Origin of the sequence: Rhizobium ruizarguesonis, assembly GCF_017357285.1 — a bacterium.
Taxonomy (GTDB): domain Bacteria; phylum Pseudomonadota; class Alphaproteobacteria; order Rhizobiales; family Rhizobiaceae; genus Rhizobium; species Rhizobium ruizarguesonis.
Window position 1 is genome coordinate 621,620 of the sequence record NZ_CP071679.1, and the last position, 21,626, is coordinate 643,245.

Annotated in this window: 16 protein-coding genes; 12 read left to right on the plus strand and 4 right to left on the minus strand. The window is 61.6% G+C overall.

Annotated elements, in window-relative coordinates:
• The first annotated feature begins 103 nt into the window (after positions 1-103).
• From J3P73_RS27410 to J3P73_RS27435, 6 genes are read left to right on the plus strand one after another with little or no spacing between them, the layout of a single operon-like run.
• Entirely contained in the window at positions 104-2,626 is a 2,523-nt protein-coding gene (locus tag J3P73_RS27410) for a hypothetical protein (protein ID WP_207580023.1), read from the plus strand.
• Positions 2,627-2,642: 16 nt separating this feature from the next.
• Positions 2,643-3,737, plus strand: a complete 1,095-nt coding sequence (gene bglB, locus J3P73_RS27415; RefSeq protein ID WP_017991433.1) for a beta-galactosidase BglB — start codon at positions 2,643-2,645, stop codon at positions 3,735-3,737.
• A complete protein-coding gene (gene pglB, locus J3P73_RS27420; protein ID WP_130687426.1) occupies positions 3,734-5,098 on the plus strand; it encodes a polygalacturonase PglB in 1,365 nt (454 codons plus the stop codon). Before bglB ends, pglB begins: the two co-directional genes overlap by 4 nt.
• On the plus strand, positions 5,086-6,192 hold the full coding sequence (locus tag J3P73_RS27425) for an ABC transporter ATP-binding protein (protein WP_130687425.1): 1,107 nt from the start codon (positions 5,086-5,088) through the stop codon (positions 6,190-6,192). Before pglB ends, J3P73_RS27425 begins: the two co-directional genes overlap by 13 nt.
• Positions 6,193-6,194: 2 nt before the next feature.
• Complete coding sequence (locus J3P73_RS27430; protein ID WP_018072996.1) at positions 6,195-7,190, plus strand: carbohydrate ABC transporter permease; 996 nt, start codon at positions 6,195-6,197, stop codon at positions 7,188-7,190.
• Position 7,191: 1 nt separating this feature from the next.
• Positions 7,192-8,238, plus strand: a complete 1,047-nt coding sequence (locus tag J3P73_RS27435) for a carbohydrate ABC transporter permease (protein WP_024319665.1) — start codon at positions 7,192-7,194, stop codon at positions 8,236-8,238.
• Positions 8,239-8,516: 278 nt separating this feature from the next.
• Here J3P73_RS27435 and J3P73_RS27440 read toward each other — a convergent pair whose 3' ends face one another.
• Positions 8,517-9,668, minus strand: coding sequence for an ROK family transcriptional regulator (locus J3P73_RS27440; RefSeq protein WP_024319666.1), 1,152 nt, complete (start codon positions 9,666-9,668; stop codon positions 8,517-8,519).
• Between the two features lie 276 nt (positions 9,669-9,944).
• Between J3P73_RS27440 and J3P73_RS27445 the strand changes: the two genes are divergently transcribed.
• Positions 9,945-10,964 (plus strand): AraC family transcriptional regulator, encoded by a 1,020-nt coding sequence (locus J3P73_RS27445; RefSeq protein WP_024319667.1) that lies wholly within the window; start codon positions 9,945-9,947, stop codon positions 10,962-10,964.
• Here J3P73_RS27445 and J3P73_RS27450 read toward each other — a convergent pair whose 3' ends face one another.
• The 3 genes from J3P73_RS27450 to J3P73_RS27460 all read right to left on the minus strand — a co-directional run bounded on the left by J3P73_RS27450 (position 10,965) and on the right by J3P73_RS27460 (position 13,408).
• Positions 10,965-11,576, minus strand: a complete 612-nt coding sequence (locus J3P73_RS27450; RefSeq protein WP_024319668.1) for a hypothetical protein — start codon at positions 11,574-11,576, stop codon at positions 10,965-10,967.
• A 26-nt stretch (positions 11,577-11,602) separates the two neighbouring features.
• Positions 11,603-12,700, minus strand: coding sequence for a LacI family DNA-binding transcriptional regulator (locus tag J3P73_RS27455; protein ID WP_172643695.1), 1,098 nt, complete (start codon positions 12,698-12,700; stop codon positions 11,603-11,605).
• A gap of 75 nt (positions 12,701-12,775) precedes the next feature.
• Positions 12,776-13,408, minus strand: a complete 633-nt coding sequence (locus tag J3P73_RS27460) for a TetR/AcrR family transcriptional regulator (protein WP_018073003.1) — start codon at positions 13,406-13,408, stop codon at positions 12,776-12,778.
• Positions 13,409-13,518: 110 nt separating this feature from the next.
• Here J3P73_RS27460 and J3P73_RS27465 point away from each other — a divergent pair, with 110 nt between their 5' ends.
• From J3P73_RS27465 to J3P73_RS27485, 5 genes are all read left to right on the plus strand, one after another.
• On the plus strand, positions 13,519-14,592 hold the full coding sequence (locus J3P73_RS27465; protein ID WP_130663346.1) for an efflux RND transporter periplasmic adaptor subunit: 1,074 nt from the start codon (positions 13,519-13,521) through the stop codon (positions 14,590-14,592).
• On the plus strand, positions 14,589-15,674 hold the full coding sequence (locus J3P73_RS27470; RefSeq protein ID WP_130656995.1) for an efflux RND transporter periplasmic adaptor subunit: 1,086 nt from the start codon (positions 14,589-14,591) through the stop codon (positions 15,672-15,674). The genes J3P73_RS27465 and J3P73_RS27470 overlap by 4 nt, the downstream gene beginning before the upstream one ends.
• A complete protein-coding gene (locus J3P73_RS27475; protein ID WP_024319673.1) occupies positions 15,671-18,742 on the plus strand; it encodes an efflux RND transporter permease subunit in 3,072 nt (1,023 codons plus the stop codon). Before J3P73_RS27470 ends, J3P73_RS27475 begins: the two co-directional genes overlap by 4 nt.
• Before the next feature lie 76 nt (positions 18,743-18,818).
• On the plus strand, positions 18,819-20,000 hold the full coding sequence (locus J3P73_RS27480) for an alpha/beta hydrolase (protein ID WP_027688276.1): 1,182 nt from the start codon (positions 18,819-18,821) through the stop codon (positions 19,998-20,000).
• A 152-nt stretch (positions 20,001-20,152) separates the two neighbouring features.
• On the plus strand, positions 20,153-21,604 hold the full coding sequence (locus tag J3P73_RS27485; RefSeq protein WP_018073008.1) for an NCS1 family nucleobase:cation symporter-1: 1,452 nt from the start codon (positions 20,153-20,155) through the stop codon (positions 21,602-21,604).
• Positions 21,605-21,626: the final 22 nt, after the last annotated feature.

The window sequence follows — 21,626 nt, forward strand, 5'->3', positions numbered from 1 at the left end:
GCTATTTTCTGCGGCAATAGCGATGTTTTTGGGCAATTTGCAAAAATAGCGCGCACAAAGACCTAATGAAAATATTTTCATAGGATTGCGGAGGAGGCGGTCTGTGAAAACGGAATGCATCAAGCAGCGGGACGATATGGCGCCAGCCTACAGCGTGGCCGAGGGCCAGACGATCACGGCATGGGCCGTTTCCGGCCTCATCGCGAGCTATTTTCCCGGCGAGCCTGCGCCGGCCGAAGACCGCGTGAACTATCGTTTCATCAACGGTTTCGTCGATGTCGGCGACCTGCCCTGCCGCAAGGCCTTCTGGTCGACCATGGTGGGGCGGCCGCTGCTGCCCGACACCGCCTGGCCGGCCGAAAGCCTCAATCTTCCCGGCTCGAACCGCCGCGTCGAGTTCACCGGCTTCTGGCACGTGCCGACGCACCTCAGGCGATGGCTGAAGGGCACGTTCAGGACGGAGACCGCGCGAACGCTCAATCTCAAGCTGAAGACCTGCGGCGGCGTTCGCATATGGGTCAACGGACAGGAGGAAGTGCGCTTCGAACCCTTCAAGCGCAACGTCGAGAGCGCAACCGACATCAGCCTGCCGCTGAAAGCCGGCGACAACCAGATTCTCGTCCATACCGAAGACCTCGCCGAGCGCGACACGACGTGGTTCTTCGAGCTCGAGATGCTGGACGGCGAGCCGCTCTGCGTGCTGCTGCCTGTATCGCTTGATCAGGATGAGGTCCGCGAGCTGGAAGCCCTTGCGCGCGGCGTGCGTCCGGCCCGCGACGTCTTCGTCAACCAGCCGCTGGAGATCATCTTCGGCACGGCGCCCGAACGCGATCTGCCTGTGGAGATCAAGGTCGTCGGCCATGGTCACGAGCGGCCCGTTCTCGCGCATTCCCGACTGACGCTCAAGGCCCATCGGGGCAGCCTCACGGCCGACGATATCTGCGGCATTCCGGACGGTTATCACGGCGTGCATATGACGATCGGCAGCGGCCCGGGTTCGGTCACGCGCGTTATCGACGCCGGCTTCATGAGCAGCATTTCGCCGTTGCCATCAGAGACGTCGCTTGCCGCCCGCAAGCGGCAGGCGTTGGAATACAGCGCCCGCTTCGGCGCCAACCGCGTCGGGCGCCTGATCGCCATGATGGAAACCGGTCACCACGACCAGGAAAGCTTCGACCGCATCATCGAGGCGACGCTCGCCTCCATCGATGCGCGGGAGGATTGCTCGGATTTCATCATGGTGCCGCTGTTGTGGCTGCTCGGCGCCTATGCCGAGCGGATGCCCGACGCCGTGGTCGATCGCATTCGGCATTCCGTTCGCTCCTACCGTTACTGGGTCGACGAGCCGGGCAACGACGCGATGTGGTTCTGGAGCGAGAACCATGTGCTCTGCTTTCACACGAGCCAGTTGCTGGCGGGACTTCTTTTGCCCGACGAAGTGTTTTCAGCCTCGGGCAGGACGGGACGGCAGCAAGCGGAAATCGCCGGCGAGCGGCTCGGGCGCTGGTTCGACAGCGTCGAAGCCCACGGGTTGGCGGAGTGGAACTCAGCGGCCTATTACCCGATCGACTTCATCGGTCTGCTGGCGCTGGAGCGCTGGGCCGAGACGGCGATGTCAGCCCGCGCCCGCGCCCAGATCGATCTCATCTTCCGGATGATCGCCCTTCATACGCTCGCAGGCGTTCCGGCCGGATCGCAGGGCCGCGCCTACGACAAAGAACTGCGCGCCGGCCCGCTGACCGAGCTTGCGCCCTTCGCCCAGGTCGCCTTCGGAACCGGCTGGCTGAACAACGGTGTCGCGGCATTGACCATGTTCTGCGCCGGCGGTTACGAGCCGCCCGCCGATCTGGCCGAGCTTGCGGCGCTCACCCGGGCAAGAAGCATCGAGGCGCGTTACAGCCAGGGGCTCGAGAGCGGAAGACTCGTGCTGTTCAAGAATGAGGCGGCGCAGCTTTCGACGGTCGTCGATCACAAGACCGGCCAGAAGGGGCACCAGCAGCATGTCCTCGACATCAGGCTGGCCGGCCACCCGATGGCGAGGCTATGGGTCAATCATCCCGGTGAGGACGATCCCTGGGGCAATCAAAGGCCGTCCTATTGGGCCGGCAACGGCATCCTGCCGCGCGTTGCCCAGCATCGCGACGTCGCCCTGCTGATCGAGGACACAAGCGACGCACGGCACGCATGGACGCACGCCTACACCGGCCGCGACGGCCTGGACGATCTTATTACCGAAGACAAGTGGCTCATCGCGCGATCGGGCAGGGGATTTTCCGCCCTCTGGGCGTCGAACGGCCTCGAGTTGATCACCGACGGCCCGACCGCCGGCCGCGAGGCGCGCTCCTACGGGCCGCTTTCCGGTTGGGCTGGTATCGTCGGATGCGGCAATGGTGACGCCTTCAAGGCGTTCATCGAACGCCTGCGCCAGACGACAGTTTCCTTCGATCCCGGGCTTCGGCGTCTCTCCCTGACGCCGCCCGGCGGCCCGGCGATCGACCTCTCCTATGTCGACGGTCTTTCGATCGGCGGCGAGGCGAGGCCCTTCACCCACGATCAGCCGCACCCGATCCTCACCCACGACAGTGCAGCCTCCGGCGCCGGCACTGACGGGCCGTTCTACTCTTGAAACATAGGTCTCCAGCATGAACACAACATCCGTCGATAACGCCGCCCTCCTGACGACGATTGATCGCGTGGCGACGGCTTTCAGCCGGCTCAGGGGCATCAAGGAAGGTCTCGTGACGGGAAATTCCGCCTCCGGAATCCAGTTCGACGAATGGGACTGGGAAGTCGGCGTCGGCCTTTACGGCTTCCTGCGGCGTGCCATTTCCACCAATGACCAGAAAGCGCTGCAGGAGCTCGTCGCCTGGTATGCCGGCCAGATCGAACGCGGCCTGCCGCCGCGCCAGATCAACAGCACGGCGCCGATGCTGCCGCTTGCGATCCTCGTCCAGCATGTCGACCGTCCCGATTTTCGCGCTCTCGTCGAGGACTGGGCCGAATGGCTCGTCAAGGAACTGCCGAAGACTGAGGACGGCGGCTTTCAGCACGTCGTCAAGGAGCGCCTCAACGACGGCGAATTGTGGGACGATACGCTGTTCATGGCCTGCCTGTTTCTCGCCCGGGCCGGCGTGCTCTGCGAGCGCAGCGAATGGATCGACGAGGCCGTCTATCAGTTTGTGATCCACACCCGCTACCTCTCCGATCCGGTCAGCGGCCTCTGGTATCACGGCTGGACCTTCAACGGGCGGCACAATTTCGCCAATGCCTTCTGGGCGCGCGGCAATGCCTGGATCACGGTCGCCATCCCCGAGCTCTTCGATCTCGTTCCGACGCTCGGCGAGAAGGACCGGCGTTTTCTGTCGAATGTCCTCGTCAGCCAGGTGCGCTCCTTGAAAGCATACCAGCGTCCGGACGGCATGTTCACGACGCTTCTGGACGATCCGTCCTCGCCGCTGGAAACCTCGGCCACGGCCGGCATCGCCTACGGCATATTGCGCGCCATCGATGCCGGCATTCTCGACAAGGACGACAGGGCCTATGCGGAGCGCGCGCTTGCGGCGGTGCTGGCGCAGATCGACGAAGAAGGTGTCGTCCACGGCGTCTCGGACGGCACGCCGATGGGCCATGACCTCGATTTCTACAGGCGCATCCCCAACGTGCCGACGCCTTATGGCCAGGCGCTGACCATGCTGCTCCTGACGGAAGTCTTTCTCGAGAACGGCGAGCGCCAATGAGCCCCGTGTCTCCTGTCGCGATCGAGCCGGCGGAGGGCGACGACACAGTCCGCCTGCAGGCGGCCATCGACGGCCTGTCGGCTTCGGGCGGCGGACGCGTGGAGCTCAAGGCCGGCATCCATGTCTGCCGCGGGCTCCAGCTTAGATCCGGCGTCGACCTTCATCTGGCCGCCGGCGCGATCCTGCGACCCGTTCCGGACTACGAGGCCTATGCGCATACGAGTGTTTCGGTGATCGCCGAAAAATCGGACCGCGGCATGATCGTCGCCAAGGATGCACGGCGGATCAGCCTGACGGGGGCGGGGCGCATCGAAGCCGGTTGCGACAGCTTCATTGTGGGAGACGACGAGACGGTGGGAACCTTCATCCCGGCCGAATTTCGTCCCCGTGTCGTCGTCTTTGAGGGTTGCGACGAGGTCGAGATCAGCTCCGTCCATATTTGCCGCTCGCCGATGTGGACGCTGCACTTCGTCCGCTGCACCGATGTTGCGGTCAGGGACGTGACCATCGACAACGACCGCCGCCTTCCCAACACCGACGGCATCGTGCTGGATGCCTGCCGTGGCGCCGTGATCGAGGACTGCCGGATATCGACGGCCGACGACGGCATATGTCTGAAGACGAGCATCGGCCCCGATCGTATCGCCATCGGACGATGCGAAAACATTCTTGTCCGCCGCTGCTCCGTTCAGAGCCTCAGCTGTGCGCTGAAGATCGGCACGGAAACGCATGGCGACGTCACCAACGTCGTGTTCGAGGATTGCAACGTCTCATCCTCCAACAGGGCGCTCGGCATATTTTCCCGCGACGGCGGCCGGATATCGAATGTGAGGTTTTCGAGAATTGCGGTGGAGTGCCGCGAGACCCCCGATGGTTTCTGGGGCTCGGGAGAGGCGCTGACCGTCAATGTCGTCGACCGTGTCACGGAACGCACGGCGGGCGCCATCGAAAATCTCATCGTCGAGGACATAACCGGACGGATGGAGGGGGCAATCACGGTCATCTCGACCTCTTCGGCCGGCATCGGCAACGCACGGCTTACGCGCATCGCCATAGAGCAGCAGCCCGGGCAACTCGACACGGCGCGGTCCTACGACCTGCGTCCGACAAACGCGGACCTTTCTCCGAAAGCCGATGGCGGTGGCCGCGCCAATGCCTGGACCCGCGGGTCAGACGGGCGGGTAATCGGTCTTCAGCACTATCCGGGAGGAATGCCGGCCGTCTACGTGGCGGGGGTTACCGGGATCTTGATGAACGAGGTGCGGATCACAAGGCCGACACCGCTGCCGCAAGGCTGGAACAAAAACGACGCCGTCTTCGAAACGGCGGCACCTGATGGGAGTGGGGCATGGCAGAACTGAAACTTTCCAACGTCAACAAATCGTATGGCTCGGTCAAAGTCCTGCATGACGTCGAACTCGATATCAAGGACGGCGAGTTCGTCGTCTTCGTCGGCCCGTCGGGATGCGGCAAGTCGACCCTGCTGCGCGTCATCGCCGGCCTCGAAGAGGTGACGTCAGGCGCAATCGCGATCGGGAGTCGTGACGTCAGCGCGCTCTCGCCGGCCGAGCGCAAGATCGCGATGGTCTTCCAGTCCTACGCGCTCTATCCGCATATGAGCGTTCGCAAGAACCTCGCTTTCGGCCTGGAGAACCTGAAGTTCAAGCGCGCCGAGATCGAGGCGCGGATTGCCGAAGCCGCCAGGATGCTGGCGATCGAACCCTATCTGGACCGGCGCCCGAAGCAGCTTTCGGGTGGCCAGCGCCAGCGCGTGGCGATCGGCCGGGCCATCGTGCGCGAACCGGACATTTTCCTGTTCGACGAGCCGCTGTCGAATCTCGACGCCGCCTTGCGCGTTCAGACCCGCGCCGAGATCACCAAGCTCCACCGCGAGATCAAGACGACGATGATCTATGTCACGCATGACCAGGTCGAGGCGATGACGATGGCCGACAAGATCGTCGTGCTGCGCGCCGGCCGGGTCGAGCAGGTCGGCGCGCCGCTGGACCTATTCGATAGCCCCCGCAATCTCTTCGTCGCCGGCTTCCTCGGCTCGCCCCGCATGAACATCATCAAGGGCAAGGTATCAGGCGTCAGCGAAAGCGGCGTCGTCATCGATGTCGGCAACGGCGGCAGCATCGTTAGCGATGTCGATCTCGCCGGCATTGCGGTCGGACAGGCCGTTCTCGCCGGCATCCGGCCCGCGCATTTTTCACGTTCCAGCGAGCAGGGCCTGCCGTTCATCGTCCAGTATCACGAGGGCCTCGGGACCGAGACCTATGTCTACGGCAACCTTGCAGGGCAGGACGAGCAAATCATCATTCATGAGGCCGGCCATTTCGCGCCGGCGCCCGGTGATCACATCCTGATTGATGCCGCCCCGGGGCGGGTTCATCTGTTCGATCCCGAAAGCGGCCTGGCTTTTGCCCGGCGGCCCGGACAGGGGAGGCGCTGAACATGGCGGCGCTCAAGGCAGGTGCATTGCTGTCCCAGGCAGGGGAAACGGCGATGAGAGTGGTCGAAGCCCCGATAAATGTGATCGAGCGCATCTTCGGCCGCAAGCGTATGCCATGGCTGTTCCTGGCGCCGAACCTCGTTCTGTTCGCTATCTTCACGTTCCTTCCGATCGCGATCGCGATCGGGTACGCCTTTACCGGTGGCACAAACCTTTTCGTGTCGGAGCGTCCCTTCGTCGGCCTGGACAATTTCCGCACGCTGCTTTCCTGCGGCAATTATCTGCAGCCGGGAACCTGTCAGGAATCGCTGTTCTGGACGGCCGTGTGGAACACGCTCTGGTTCGTGGCCTTCAATGTCGTCGCCACATTGCTCGTGGCGCTGATCACGGCGCTGATCCTCAATCGGGCGATCGTCGCGCGCGGCTTCTTCAGGGCGATGTTCTTCTATCCCGTCTTGCTGTCTCCCGTCGTCATCGGTCTCATCTGGAAATGGTTCCTCGATCGCAACGGGCTCCTGAACGCCTTCTTCCAGATGATCGGTGTTCCCCCTGAGATCTTCCTGCTCGAGGTCGGCTGGTCGCGCTTCTTCGTCGTCGCGGTGTCGGTCTGGTTTCACATGGGTTTTTATACCCTGATCCTCCTCGCCGGCCTCCAGGCTATCCCGAAGGAGCTCTACGAGGCTGCCTCCATCGATGCCGCCTCGCCGCGCCGAACACTTTTCAGGATCACGCTTCCGTTGCTCGCTCCGAACCTCTTGGTCGTGTTCATTCTGCTGATGATCAAATCCGTCCAGATCTTCGACGAGGCCTGGGTTCTGACCAATGGCGGGGGCCCCGGCACGGCCAACAGCTTCATCGTCCAATATATCTACCAGATGGCATTCGGCAGCGATCTTCGCCTCTTCGGACTGGCCTCCGCCGCATCGGTTCTCATGGGGCTGGTGCTTCTGGTTCTCACCCTCATACAGCTGCGCATCGGCAAGCGAATGGAGTCCTGAGATGAACCCGATCAGCTTTTTCACGCGCACACGCCGGGCCGGACGCATCGATATAACCGATATATTGTCATGGGTCTGGCTGATCGGCGGAACCTTCGTGGTGTTGCTTCCGGTTCTCTGGGCGGGCCTCTCCTCGCTGAAGCCGGCGGCTGAGATCACCCGGTTTCCGCCGACGCTGCTTCCCCGGGCCGCCGTCGAACAGACCGTGCCCGGCTTCGACAAGCCGCTGAGCCTCTGGCAGGTCACAGTCGACGGCCAGCAACGTGAAATGGCCATGGTCCGCCGCATCGGCCTCAAAGCCCAGATGGTCGATCCGGCAAATCCGGGACCACCGGTCAGCGTCGACGTGAAGGGGCTGACGCCGGTGCAGAAGCTGACGGTTGCCACGCAGAATTACACCGATCCGCTGACGCGCTTCAACTTCCTGACCTTCCTCAAGAATTCAGTCTTCGTCACCTTCGTCGCAACGCTTCTGACGCTGATCGTCAACGCCATGGCGGCCTTCGCCCTGTCGAAATACAAATTTCCTGGCGATACGACTGTCTTCGTCATCATCATTTCGACGCTGATGATCCCGCTCGCCGTCGTCATGGTGCCGGCCTATCTCGTCATCGTCGGGGTCGGGCTTGCCGACAACCTCTGGGGCGTCATCCTGCCGACGGTCGCCTCTCCGACCGCCGTCTTCCTGCTGCGGCAATATATGCTGACCATACCCGATGAGCTGATAGAGGCGGCGCGCGTCGATGCGGCGAGCGAATTCTGCATATTCTGGCGCATCATCCTGCCGCTGACGGCGCCCGCGCTAGCGGTGCTGGCGATCTTTTCCGTGCTCTGGCGCTGGAACGATTTCCTCTGGCCGCTCATCGTCCTCAACAGCCGCGAGAATTTCACGCTGCAGGTCGGCCTGAATGCATTCCAGGGAGAATTCTCGGTGCAGTGGCATTATATCCTGGCAATGACGTTCCTCAGCCTGCTGCCTGTCACCGTCGTCTTCCTGTTCCTGCAGAAGTACATCACCACGGGCATCGCCGGAACAGGCATGAAGTGAACGGCGAGGCGTGGAGATAGACCTCCCCGCAATCGCCGAAGAATCCATACCACGTCCTCCTCCCGGCTGAGGCGCGTCGCATTGAACTTGGTTCATGCGGCGCGTTTCGGTTTTTGTCTTTGCGGATGACTCCCAAGGCCGTCGCTCATTTTTAGGGCGGTATGCGCCGCGGCGAGCGTAGCGCTTGCCACCGAAGCCGGCCGCCTCCGCGACTTGATAGGCCGCCGTTTTAGGCTATGTTGACGTCGAGTACAAAGTGCTGCGGCGTCCTGCCCATATCACAAAACGGTTTCGAAGAGCGGGATCAAGGCCGCGCCGATTGCACCGGGGGCATCGATTATCTGTGCCACGGCAAGCCTGGGGACGTCGCGTAAAACGCCATGCCGAGGCAGATTGTTGAACTCGGTCCGTTCGATCAGCATTCTCGCGAGTGAATGCGGAAGCTCGCCGCCAAGGACGATCAATGCCGGGTCGAATATTGCGCAGATCGCATTAATGGCGCGATTGTGGGCCGGCGTGACGCGATCGATCCACTCCCCGATGCCATCCCAATCCATCAGGTCGTCGTTCTTCAGGTCTCTCAGGGTCAAGTTCGAGCGTCCCTTGGCACGAAGATGTTCAAGCAGGACGCCGAGCGCAGGGCGTTCCTCATAGTCCTGACGTCCGAAGAGAACGGAAAATTCGCCGGCGTTGCCGAAATTGCCGCGAAACGGCATGCCTCCGGCAACCAGGCCGCCGCCATAGCCATGAAGATGGGCGATATAGGCGAAATCCGCGACATCCCGGCCGACACCGAAAATGGCTTCCGCCAAGGCTGCGGTCCTGGCGACATTGTCTGCCCAGACCGGCAGGCCAAGTTGCTCTCCCAGCAAAGGCGCCAGGTCGATCAGTGACCAATGAGCGAGCGGCAAGGGGCAATTGAAGGCCGTCTCCAGCATCCGGTGGCCGGCGACGGCCAGGCCGACGCCGAGGACGTCACGCCGTTTGGCGCTTCGGCGGGCAAGAAGCTCTTCGACCGCCGCTTCGATCCGCTGCATTTCAGCGGATAGCGAGGAGCCTGCCTGTTGGATTTCCATTTTTTCCAAAGGTTCGCCGAAACCCATGAGGCAAAGGCCGATCGAGCCGACGTTCACGGAGATGCCCAGGGTTAAACACCAGTCTTTGCGAAGGGTCAGCTCCGGGCTGGGCGGTCCCGGCCGCCGGGTTTCCGGATGGGAAAAGATGAGCATTCCTCGCTCATGAAGCCGCGCGACGATCCTGTGCAACGATTGCTGGGTGAGATCGAGCGGCTCTGTCAGGTCGGAGCGCTCGATCCCTGGAGACTTCCAGATCAGCCGCAACAGGTCGCGCTCGTTGCGGGAAGCTACGCGCACGGATTGTGTATCTCGCAAAAAATGCGCGGCAACATGGTTTAGCGGATCATACTTCATTTTCGGTTCGTTTTGATTTACACTGTGAGTGTGAACCACATTGGGAGGGCATTTTGCTTCTGTCAAACAAGGAATTCGATCCCCGCTTTCCCGGCCCTGCTTACCTCATTGAGATTGGTCAAGCCAGTGAGGCTGACGGCCTTTCAAAGGGGATCGTGTCCGAGCGTTTGGAAGGCAGGATATCGGCGTTGCGGCGATCTCAAACGGGATGGAGCGCTTGAAAGGCGGTTAGCCGGTCGGGGTGTGGAAAGGGAAACAACCGAGTTGCAGATATCGTTGAGATCCGAAAATACGGCGCGCGCTCCTGAGCGTGAGGCATACGGGTTTGCGCCAACGCATGAAGGCAGTGACTTCGAGTCGATGGTTCGAGCCTATTCTGCGGGCTACGGGGTCTTTAGCGCGAAGCCGTTGAGCAACGACCGGGCCTTTGCTTGGGCAGCGGACTTGAGAACAAGTGAGGCGTTTACGGTGCTTCATTCGGTTTATCAGAGCTCCTGGACAATTCGGACACTCGATGAGACGCCGCAACACCTTGCGTTTTACATTCCGCACACGGGATCCTTTCGACTGTCCATTGGAAAAAAGGTGGTTGAAAGTGGGCCAGGTCGTCTTCTCATGGCCAACAACCACGAGGCTGGCGATCGTTTCATCCAAGGCCCGCACTGCTCGGACGCTCTCTTCCTGGATTGGAAAGTTGTGAGACGAATGCTCGTTTCACTGATGGAAACGCCGATCCTTGAGTCGCTTGACCTTGAGCCCGTTGTGGATCTCGCAACACCGTCAGGTCAGCTTATCGGCAGTCTGGTGCAGACGATCGTGCAGGGTATGCGCAATGACGGTCCGCTTCTGTCTTCACCTCTGGCCGTGGCGGCGATGAGCGAAACGCTTGCTAACCTCGTGATCCGATTTGGCCGCCACCGTCTTTCTGGCCATATGGAAAAAAAGAAAGTGTCGTTGGTCGCGCCGTGGCATGTCCGTCGTGCTATCGACTATATGCACGCCAATATCGCAGAGCCTCTTACAATGACGATGGTTGCGGATGATGTCGGTGTTTCACTTCGCGCACTGCAAACGGGCTTCAAGGCCTTCAGGGGAACTTCACCGGGCAGTTACTTGCGCACGATCAGGCTGCAGGCAGCCCGCGACCAACTGCGGGATCCGATGAATCAGCGATCCGTCCGCGAAATCTGCGCGATGTGGGGTTTTTCTCATGCGGGCAGATTTTCCATTGTCTACCGCAGCACCTTTGGAGAAAGCCCGCGCGATACGCGCTTGCGGGCCGAGCGCTTGCGCTAGCTAACTACGGAAGGCGCGCCTAATAATTTCTTCAACAGCAGTCGATACCGGCGCACAGGATGGGATCAGGCCGCGCTGCATTTGCCAGACATCGGTGAGCAATGTCCGATCGTGGAGCGCGCCGCCCGCCTTGTCTTTCGACCGGTCTCGTTTGAGAAGACAAATCATCGACCGTCGACTCTCGTTGAACTCCGCCGACGTGGCCTCTAGTTCCCGTTCCGATAGGCCGAGGTATTTTCCGCAGCCATCAGAGGCGCAAATCTTGAAGGGTTTGCTCAAGAAGGCCTGGACCGCCAATCTTTGCGTTGAGTAAGTCGGATCGCTTTTTACAAAATCGCGGAACGCTCCAAGATCACTGCGCAATATTCGCGGAGCTAGATCGAAGCCTTGCGCTGCGAACACGAGGCCCCAGCTAAAGTATCCAAGTCTGAGCGTGGTCGCCTCACAAGCGCGACGCTCCTTACCATCGTACTGGTTGCAGTCTTGAAGCTTCACTGCACTAAAGATCTTGGGAATTTGCAAGGTTTCTTTAGCGTCGGACGCAATGGCTATCGAAGCATCGATCATGATGCACAATGAGATCGATAGGGTTGCAGCAAGGATTTTGGTCATCGTGCTCTCCGAATGCAACGCATCGATCAGGCTCGATGCGTTGCATTCTCGCGCGGCGGCGCGACGCTACCCCTCAAGACGAGATGGCATCCGAGTTCCAGGCGATGGGCCGGTCTTTGCGGATCGTTGGCGATCAGGCGCTGTTCGATGAGCGCCAAAGCGGCAGCGCCGAGCCTGTCTGTGGGGACGCTGATCGTCGAAAGCGGCGGGCGGCTGAACTCGCCGGGAACGATGTCGTCGAATCCGAGGACTGATATCGCTTCGGGCACGCGGATGTCGTGATCGGCCAATGCCTTCAGGCAGCCGAGCGCCAGATTGTCGGCCGCGCAGAAGACGGCGGTCGCGCCTTTCATCGTTGCATCGCGGTCGAGCAGTGCGTTGATGGCAGCCTCGCCGTGCCGGGGCTCATATCCCTCTGCCTCGACGATCATATCGTCAGGCACGGGAAGCTGCGCGGCGAAATAGGCATCGGAAAAACCGTCATATCGGCGCTGGATCGTCGTGCGGCCCTTCCAGGTCAGGTGCAGGATGCGGCGATGTCCGAGTGCCAGCAGGTGCTCGATGCCGAGCCGCGCCCCGAAACGGTTTTCGGGCGTCACCGTATCGACCAGCATCGCCGGGTCTTCGCCGTTGACGATGACGACCGGCATATCAGGGGAGGCGAGGCTACGGATCAGTTCCGGCTGATCGTCGTTCAGGACCACGATGCCGTCGGCGCGCTCCGAAAGCGCGATCTGCCTGACTTGGGCGCCGTCGATGCGGCGGCCGGTGCTGACAAAGGGTACGATCCTGATGCCGCGGCGCTCGCACTCCCTGCGAAGGCCGTTGAGGATCGTCCAGCTCACCAGGTTGAGGTCGCTCTCCGGCGCGGCATCGTCTGGAATGGCGAGAAGCAGGACGCGTAAGGTCGCGATCGTCGCCTTCTTCCTCCGGCGGTCGAGGTAACCCAGGCGTATTGCCGAATCCAGAACCCTCTCGCGCACCTCGATTGTCAGCGGTGCGGTTCCGTTCAGCGCGTGCGAGGCCGTGCTCAGCGATACGTCAGCATCGCGCGCGACATCCTTGAGATTGACTTTGCGTTCCACTTTTTCCGTCACGAATTGAGGTCGCGCCTTCGAAGGCATAGCTAACTCAATGTTTTTACATAAAAACGTCAAAAGATCTACGTGTTTGGCGCGGAATTATTCGTCATTCGGCCATCAGTGAGGTTTGGCAAGCAGGCCGTTGAGCAGCAGGTCGAAATAGGCCTGCAGGAAGGCCTCCTTGTTGGGAGTGGGCACGCGGCGGTCGTCGAATATCAGCCGCAGAACGGTCGTCGTCAGGATGGGCGCGACCACGATTTCGGAGAATTCCACCGGAATTTCGCGAAACTCCCCCGACGCCACACCCTCGAGAATGAGAGCGTCGACCTTGGCGATGATCGGCTCAATGAACTGATCGTGGTGGCGGTCGATCAGGTCGGGGAACCGGTGTCCTTCGGCAATGACGAGCCGCGTCAGCTCGCGGGTCGTGCGATCCTCGGCGATTTGTTCGTAGAGCAGGCCGAGAATGGAAAGTAGCCGGTCGGTGGCGCTGCCGCTGAGGCCCTCGGTGATCCCCAGCAGTTCCTGAAACGGCACGGAAAAGTGGTTGATCATGGCTTCGAAAAGCTTCTCCTTCGTCTCGAAGTAGACATACACCGTACCCTTGGTGACGCCGACCCTGTCGGCGATGTCTTCGACGCGTGTGCCAGCGAAACCGCATCTCACGAATTCCTCGAAGGCGGCATCCAGGATCTGGATGGGCCGGAGCGCTTTCTGTTCCGCGCGCGTGATCTTCTTCTGAGCTGCCATTTGCCTCGCCTCCCTTGTTGCGCACGCCCTCGTCCCTGCGGCGCAAAGTTTCATTGACTAATGCGTCAGTCAATTATATAGCAGCTGCCGTTGAGAGCAAGAGGTCAACTATGAGAACCATTCTGGTCGCCACAGCGATCGCATGCGCCGTCGGTCTCGGATCATGCAGCGATGAGCGCGGGCCGACTGAGCCCACCGCACGGCAGGTCGGCGTCGTCGTCGCCAAGCCTGAGCCGCTGGTCCAAGGTGGCGCGGTCACCGGCGAAGTCCGCGCCCGTGTGCAGACCGATCTGTCCTTCCGCGTCAGCGGCAAGATCATCGAGCGGCTGGTGGAAGTCGGACAGTCCGTGAAGGCGGGGCAGCTCCTCGCGCGGATCGATCCTGAAGAGCAGAAGGCCGAGCTGGATGTGGCAGCTGCCAATCTTCAGTCGGCTGAGGCGCAGCAAACCCAGGCGCAGCTCGCATACGACCGCCAGCAGAGCCTGTTTCGAACGCAGGTGACGACGCGTGCGGCACTCGACCAGGCGCAGGAGGCGCTTCTGACCGCGCAGGCATCGACGAAGTCGGCGCAGGCGCTGTTGGAAACCGCTCAGGATACTCTGTCCTACACAGAGCTGAAGGCGGACGCCGACGGGATGATCACCGCCCGCAATGCCGAGGTCGGGCAGGTGGCGCAGGCCGCCCAGGTCGTCTTCACGCTTGCCCATGACGGCGACCGGGATGCCGTCTTTGAAGTGGTCGAAAGCGCGTTCCTGCGGCCGATCGACGGCGACGGGACCGTGGCCCTTCTGTCGAACCCCTCGCAGAAGATCGCGGCGAAGGTTCGCGAGATTTCGCCGACGATCGATTCCTCCACCGGAACCATCAAGGTCAAGGTCGCGATATCGAGCGACGCTCCGATCCCCCTCGGCGCTCCCGTCGTCGGAAGATTCGATTATGTCTCGCAGGACGTCATCCAGCTTCCCTGGTCCGCCATGACATCCAAGGACGGCAAGCCGGCCGTATGGATTGTCGATCCAGCATCGTCTGCGGTTTCGGCAAGGGCGGTGGATGTCTCCGGCTACGAGACCGGCAGCTTCATCGTCAAGTCAGGCGTGTCGGAAGGAGAGGTCGTGGTGGCCGACGGAACCAAGTTCCTCAGGCCGGGTGAAATCGTGTCTTATGTCAAGGAAGCTTCCAAGTGATTATTCGTCCCAAGATAGTCGCACTGATGATGGGTACGGCCCTGATCTCCTCCTGCACGCCGCAGGAGGAAAGCAAGGAGGAAGCGCCCCGTCCCGTGCTGTCGATGACAGTCAAGCAAACGTCGTCTTCGAGCTTGAGCCTGACCGGCACGATCGAACCGACGATCGAGACCGAACTCGGCTTCCGGATTCTCGGGCGGATGATCGCCCGCAACGTCAATGTCGGCGATCTCGTCAAGAAGGATGATGTCGTTGCCGCCATCGATCCGCTGGCGCTGGAGCTTGCCGTGCGCAACGCGCAGTCTGACGTGGAGAACAGCGACGCCCAGCTCAGGAACGCGGTGACCACAGAGCAGCGCCAGCGCGCGTTGCTGGAGTCGCGCTCAGGCACCGAAGCCTCGCTCGAAGAGGCCGAACAGGCAAGGCGGACGGCGGCCGCCGCCGTCGCCAAGGCACAGGCCAATCTCGACAAGGCCACGGAGCAACTCGGCTACGCGCAGCTTCGGGCGGAATTCGACGGGGTGGTGACGGCGACCTCGGCCGAGGTCGGACAGGTGGTGTCGGCCGGCCAGACGGTCGTCACTATCGCACGGCCGGACAAGCGCGATGCCGTGGTCGACGTGCCCCAGGCAGCCGCCCAGAAACTGAAGATCGGCGCGCCCTTCGAGGTGACGCTGCAGCTCGATCCGACCATCCGCACGTCCGGGATCGTGCGTGAAATAGCACCAGAGGCGGAGACGTCCACCCGCACGAGCAGGACCAAGATCGCACTGAGCGATCCCCCCGCCACCTTCCGGCTGGGCTCCGTCATATCAGCCTCGGCAACCATTGCAGCCGATCCGCAGATCGTCCTGCCTTCCTCCGCAATCCTTGTCGGCAGCGACGGCCCGAGCGTCTGGATCGTCGATGCGCCGGCCAGGAAGGTATCACTTCGCCGCGTCAAGATCGACGGTGACGTCGAAGACGGCGGCACGGTCCGCGTCAGCGAAGGGCTCGCCCCCGGAGAAAGGGTGGTCGTGGCAGGCGTGCATAAACTCGAAGATGGCCAGGCCATCAGGATCGACCAGGAGATCAGCCAGTGAAGTCCTTCAATCTTTCCGACTGGGCGCTCGAACACCGTTCGCTCGTCTGGTACTTCATGATCGTCTTCATTCTCGCAGGCGCCTTCTCCTACGTGAAGCTCGGCCGCGAGGAAGACCCGAACTTCACGATCAAGACGATGGTGATCACCGCCCAGTGGCCCGGCGCCTCCGCCGAAGAGGTGACGCGGCAGGTGACCGACAGGATCGAGAAGAAGCTCCAGGAACTGGAATCGCTTGACTACACCAAGAGCGAGACCGTTGCCGGCCAGACGACAGTCTTCGTCGAGCTGTTGCCAACGACCAAGGCCAAGGATGTCGCGCCGACCTGGCTGCGCATCCGCAACATGATCGCCGACATCAAGGGCGATTTCCCCACCGGGGTCGTCGGTCCTTTCTTCAACGATCGCTTCGGCGACGTCTTCGGAAACATCTACGCCTTCACCAGCGACGGCCTTACCCAGCGCCAGCTTCGCGATCTCGTGGAAGACGCCCGTTCTAAGGTTCTGACCGTGCCCAACGTCGGCAAGGTCGATGTGATCGGCGCCCAGGACGAGGCGATCTATCTCGAATTCTCCACACGCCAGATCGCAGCGCTCGGGATCGACCAGCAGTCGGTCATCCAGACCCTGCAGGCGCAGAATGCCGTCACGCAGTCCGGCTTCGTTGACGCCGGGCCGGAGCGCATCGCCTTGCGGGTGAGTGGACAGTTCACGTCCGAGGACAGCCTGAGATCGATCAATCTTCGGATCAACGACCGCTTCTTTCCGCTGAGCGATGTCGCCACGATCAAACGCGGCTACGTGGATCCGCCGTCGGCGCTGTTCCGCTTCAACGGCCAGCCGGCGATCGGGCTTGCGATCGGCATGAAGCAGGGCGCCAATCTTCTGGAGTTCGGCGAGGGGCTCGACGCGCAGATGAAACGTGTCGTCGCTGACCTTCCGATCGGCGTGGATGTCCACCGCGTTTCCGATCAGCCGGCCGTTGTCGACGAAGCGGTGTCCGGATTTACCCGCGCGCTCTTCGAAGCGATCGTCATCGTGCTGATCATCAGCTTCATCAGCCTTGGTCTTCGCGCCGGCATGGTGGTGGCTATCTCCATTCCGCTCGTCCTGGCGATCACTTTCGTGGTGATGGAATATTCCGGCATTTCGCTTCAGCGCATCTCGCTCGGCGCGCTCATCATTGCGCTCGGGCTGCTTGTCGACGACGCCATGATCGCCGTCGAGATGATGGTGGCCCGCCTGGAGGCGGGCGACGATCTCAGGAAGGCCGCCACCCACGTTTATACGTCGACCGCCTTTCCGATGCTGACGGGAACGCTCGTCACCGTTGCGGGCTTCATTCCGGTTGGTCTCAACAACAGCGCCGCCGGTGAATTCACCTTCACGCTTTTCGTGGTCATCGCAGTTTCGCTGATCGTCTCCTGGGTGGTGGCGGTGCTGTTCACGCCGCTTCTCGGCGTCACGATCCTGCCGAAGACGATGAAATCGCATCACGAAAAGAAGGGCCGCTTCGCCTCGGTCTTCTCTTGGCTTCTGGGGCTGGCGATGCGCTGGCGCTGGGTCACCATCATTCTGACGGTTGGCGTTTTCGCGCTTTCGATTGGCGGCATGGGGCTGGTGCAGCAGCAGTTCTTTCCGAGCTCGGACAGGACCGAGCTGGTCATCGACTGGAACCTCCCCCACAACAGTTCGATCGCCGAAACCAACAGGCAGATGGCGAGATTCGAAAAGGAGATGCTGGCCGACAACAAGGATATCGATCATTGGACGACCTATGTCGGCCAGGGCGCGCCACGCTTCATTCTGTCCTTCGACGTACAGACGCCCGACGTGTCGTTCGGACAGACGATCATCGTCACCAAAGGGCTCGACGTGCGCGACAAGGTGCGGGCGGAACTGCAGGACTATCTGACAAAGACCTTCCCTGGCACCGACGCCTTCGTGAAGCTTCTCGACATCGGTCCGCCGGTAGGCAAGCCGGTCCAGTACCGGATCACCGGCCCCGATGTTCAAAAGGTCCGCGACCTCTCGCAGCAGTTTGCCGGCGTCATGGGATCGCACCCGCTTCTGGCAAACATGGTCCTGGACTGGAACGAGCCGTCCCGCGTGGTGAAGGTCGATGTCCTGCAGGACAAGGCGCGCCAGCTCGGCGTTTCCTCCGAGGACATTGCTACCGCCCTTAACGGCATCGTCGAAGGCTCGACGGCCACCCAGGTTCGAGACGACATCTACCTGGTCAACGTCATCGGCCGCGCCAGGGCATCCGAGCGCGACTCCATCCAGACGCTTGAGAACCTGCAGCTCTCCACCTCCAACGGCAAGGTCGTGCCTCTCTCCGCCGTGGCGAATTTCCGCTACGAGCTCGAGCAGCCGACGATCTGGCGTCGCGACAGGCAACCCACCATAACTGTCAAGGCGGCCGTCGTCGGTCCGACGCAACCGGCCACGATCGTCGACCAACTCAAGCCCAAGGTGGAAGAATTTCAGAAAAACCTTCCCGTGGGATACAAGGTAGAAGTCGGCGGGGCGGTCGAATCCAGCGCCGACTCACAGGGGCCGATCGTGGCGGTCGCTCCCCTGATGCTGTTTGCGATGGCGACGATCCTGATGATCCAGCTGCAAAGCTTCAGCCGCCTCTTCCTGGTGTTCGCCGTCGCGCCGACGGCCCTGATCGGCGTGGTCGCAGCACTTTTGCTGAGCAATGCTCCCATGGGCTTCGTCGCGATCCTCGGCGTGCTGGCGCTGATCGGCATCCTGATCCGCAACTCCGTCATTCTGGTCGTCCAGATCGAACATCTGCGCAGTGAAGGAATGGCGCCCTGGCAGGCGGTCATCGAGGCAACCGAACACCGCATGCGACCGATCATGCTGACGGCCGCGGCAGCCACGCTGGCGCTGATCCCGATCTCGCGCGAGATCTTCTGGGGGCCGATGGCCTACGCCATGATGGGCGGTATCGTCGTCGGAACCGCGCTCACCCTGCTGTTCCTGCCTGCGCTCTATGTCGCGTGGTTCAGGATTCCGAGGGATGAAGGTGTTCAGGCCGAAGCCGCGGCAAAGGCATGAGCATGGGCTTTTACGTCCATCGCGTGTGGCCGCCGCGGCGGCCGCTGCATGTCCTGGTCTCCGAGGAGAGAGTTCGATGACGGAACAGCGTTTGGACAGGTTTCCGATGAGGGCCAAGGCGATGCTGGTCGCAATCGGCCTGGCGATGCTTGCTGGTTGCGCCACAAGACCGTCGCCCGATGTGTTGAACCCGGTCCATCAGCCCGTTCATCTCCCAGCTCATCTGAACGCATCGCTTCACTCCGAAGAAGCCGCCCCAAGCCGGGTGAACGTGCTCGCTGCGACGAACAGGAGCCTCGACACCGCACGCGGCGGGTTCGGGAGCGCCTGGGCTGACAATCTCACCTACGAGCAATATGCGTTTTCGGTCCCTCCCGGCCGGAAGGACACCGCGATCACCTATCCGAACTCGAGACCGGATCCCGAACGCCAATTTGCCGTTATCAGGCGCAAGCAGCTTGCAAAGGACGCCTTCCTAGAGGAGGCGCTCCGCTCCACGCAGTCCGACGGCACCGTCGGCATCTTTGTCCACGGCTACAACTATAGCTATCAGGAGGCGTTGTTTCGCACCGCGCAGATCGCCGCGGACGCCAATATTCCAGGCTCTCCGATCCTGTTTTCGTGGCCTTCGGCGGCGGCCGTCGCCGGCTATGTCGCCGACCGCGATGCGGCCCTTTCCTCGCGCAGCGACCTCGACTCGCTTGTCACCTCGCTCTCGACTTCCGGAAAGGTGAAACGCATCATCCTTTTCGGGCACAGCATGGGCGGATTCCTGGTCATGGAGACGGTGCGCCAGCTCAAACTGCAGCATCGCGACGACGTCATCGGCAAACTGGCGGTGATTCTCGCCGCCCCTGACATCGACGTCGATGTTTTCCGGTCCCAGCTGAAGGATATCGGGCGGATGCCGATCCCGATATCTCTTCTCGTTTCGAAGGACGACCGGGCGCTGGTGGCCTCGAGCTTCATAGCGGGAGAGCGGGCGCGTGTCGGACGCCTCGATATCGACGATCCCGTCATCAAGGAGGCTGCCTTGAAGGAAAGGCTTCGGGTCATCGACATCACGTCGATCCAGGCATCCGACGGGCTGGGGCATGACCGCTACGCATCGCTCGCCAAGTTCGGCGCGCAGCTTGCCTCCTTCGAAAGCGGAAGGCGGTCGACCGCCGGCGATGTTGGCGCCTATGTCTTCGATGCCGCCGGCGCCGCAGTCGCAAGTCCGTTTCGCCTGGCCGGACGTGTCGTCGGCTCGCAATGATGAGATCTGGTGTCTCGGGCGGGCGCGCATGGCTAATCCTGAGGCATCGTCAAGAGATGTGTATAAAGTGACTATTAAATTGTCATCTGCACAAATGAAGAGCAGACTTCCGCCTGTGGTCGATTTGGCCTCAAGGATAGGGGAGGGCATTCATGAGCGTACGAAATCCGTCTCCCTCGTTATACAACGAGGATCTTGCACCCGCCGAGGAGCGTAAATGGGGTGCATTCAGCATCTTTAACGTCTGGACATCAGACGTCCACAGCCTGTGGGGCTACTATCTGGCGGCGAGCTTGTTCCTGCTGTGCGGCAGCTTCGTCAATTTCGTCATCGCCATCGGCATTGGATCGCTGGTCATCTTCATTCTGATGAGCCTGGTCGGCAATGCCGGCGTGCGCACCGGCGTACCCTTTCCGGTTCTGGCGCGCGCCTCCTTCGGCACGTTCGGGGCGAACGTGCCGGCACTTGTCCGGGCGGTGGTCGCCTGCTTCTGGTACGGGGCCCAGACCGCCGCCGCATCCGGCGCCATCGTTGCCTTGCTGATCCGCAACGACAGCCTGCTTGCCTTTCACCAGAACAGCCACTTCCTCGGTCACTCGACCCTCGAGGTCATCTGCTACGTCATCGTCTGGGCGCTGCAGCTGCTGATCATTCAGCGTGGGATGGAAACGGTTCGCAAGTTCCAGGATTGGGCGGGTCCGGCCGTCTGGATCATGATGCTGGTCCTTGCGGTCTATCTGGTCGTCAAGTCCGGCACCTTCTCCTTCGGGTCCGAAATCCCGCGCGACGTGCTGATCGAAAAGACCAAGGATGCGGGCGTGCCGGGTGAGCCTGGTTCGATTGCAGCGCTAGCTGCCGTGGCCGCCACCTGGATCACCTATTTCGCAGCACTTTACCTGAACTTCTGCGATTTCTCGCGCTACGCAACGAGCGAGAAGGCGCTCAAGAAAGGCAACCTTTGGGGGCTGCCGATCAACCTCCTGGCGTTTTGCCTTGTCGCAGGTGTGACGACCACCGCCGCCTTCACCGTCTACGGAGAGGTGCTTCTGCATCCGGAACAGATATCGGCGAAATTCGACAGCTGGTTCCTGGCGCTACTGGCCGCGCTGACATTCGCGATCGCAACGCTCGGCATCAACGTCGTGGCAAACTTCGTGTCGCCGGCCTTCGACTTCGCCAATGTGTTCCCGCGCCAGATCAACTTCAAACGCGGGGGATATATCGCCGCCCTGATCGCTCTCGTGCTTTACCCGTTTGCTCCCTGGGAGACGGGTGCGGCGCATTTCGTCAATTTCATCGGATCGACGATGGGGCCGATCTTCGGCATCATGATGGTGGATTACTATCTTATCCGGAGAAGCCAGCTGAACGTCGAAGCGCTCTATCATGAGAATGGCGAGTTCCGGTTCCAGAACGGATGGCACGGCAATGCCTTCATCGCATTTGCGGTGGGCGTGCTCTTCTCTTCGATCCTGCCGACCTTCACCACCATCCTGCCGGACTGGTGGGGAACCTACGGCTGGTTCTTCGGCGTCGCCATCGGCGGGGCGATCTATTTCGTGTTGAGAATGGGCGCGCGGCGCAATCCGGCCTTCGCGTCATGACTTAATGAAAGGCGCCCGGCAA

What these genes read in the sequence shown, in the direction of transcription:
- bglB (WP_017991433.1), top strand. Translation starts at nt 2,643, where the DNA reads ATGAACACAACATCCGTCGATAACGCCGCCCTCCTGACGACGATTGAT.
- J3P73_RS27450 (WP_024319668.1), bottom strand. Translation starts at nt 11,576, where the DNA reads ATGACCAAAATCCTTGCTGCAACCCTATCGATCTCATTGTGCATCATG.
- J3P73_RS27465 (WP_130663346.1), top strand. Translation starts at nt 13,519, where the DNA reads ATGAGAACCATTCTGGTCGCCACAGCGATCGCATGCGCCGTCGGTCTC.
- J3P73_RS27425 (WP_130687425.1), top strand. Translation starts at nt 5,086, where the DNA reads ATGGCAGAACTGAAACTTTCCAACGTCAACAAATCGTATGGCTCGGTC.
- J3P73_RS27480 (WP_027688276.1), top strand. Translation starts at nt 18,819, where the DNA reads ATGACGGAACAGCGTTTGGACAGGTTTCCGATGAGGGCCAAGGCGATG.
- J3P73_RS27430 (WP_018072996.1), top strand. Translation starts at nt 6,195, where the DNA reads ATGGCGGCGCTCAAGGCAGGTGCATTGCTGTCCCAGGCAGGGGAAACG.
- J3P73_RS27440 (WP_024319666.1), bottom strand. Translation starts at nt 9,668, where the DNA reads ATGAAGTATGATCCGCTAAACCATGTTGCCGCGCATTTTTTGCGAGAT.
- pglB (WP_130687426.1), top strand. Translation starts at nt 3,734, where the DNA reads ATGAGCCCCGTGTCTCCTGTCGCGATCGAGCCGGCGGAGGGCGACGAC.
- J3P73_RS27455 (WP_172643695.1), bottom strand. Translation starts at nt 12,700, where the DNA reads ATGCCTTCGAAGGCGCGACCTCAATTCGTGACGGAAAAAGTGGAACGC.
- J3P73_RS27485 (WP_018073008.1), top strand. Translation starts at nt 20,153, where the DNA reads ATGAGCGTACGAAATCCGTCTCCCTCGTTATACAACGAGGATCTTGCA.
- J3P73_RS27460 (WP_018073003.1), bottom strand. Translation starts at nt 13,408, where the DNA reads ATGGCAGCTCAGAAGAAGATCACGCGCGCGGAACAGAAAGCGCTCCGG.
- J3P73_RS27435 (WP_024319665.1), top strand. Translation starts at nt 7,192, where the DNA reads ATGAACCCGATCAGCTTTTTCACGCGCACACGCCGGGCCGGACGCATC.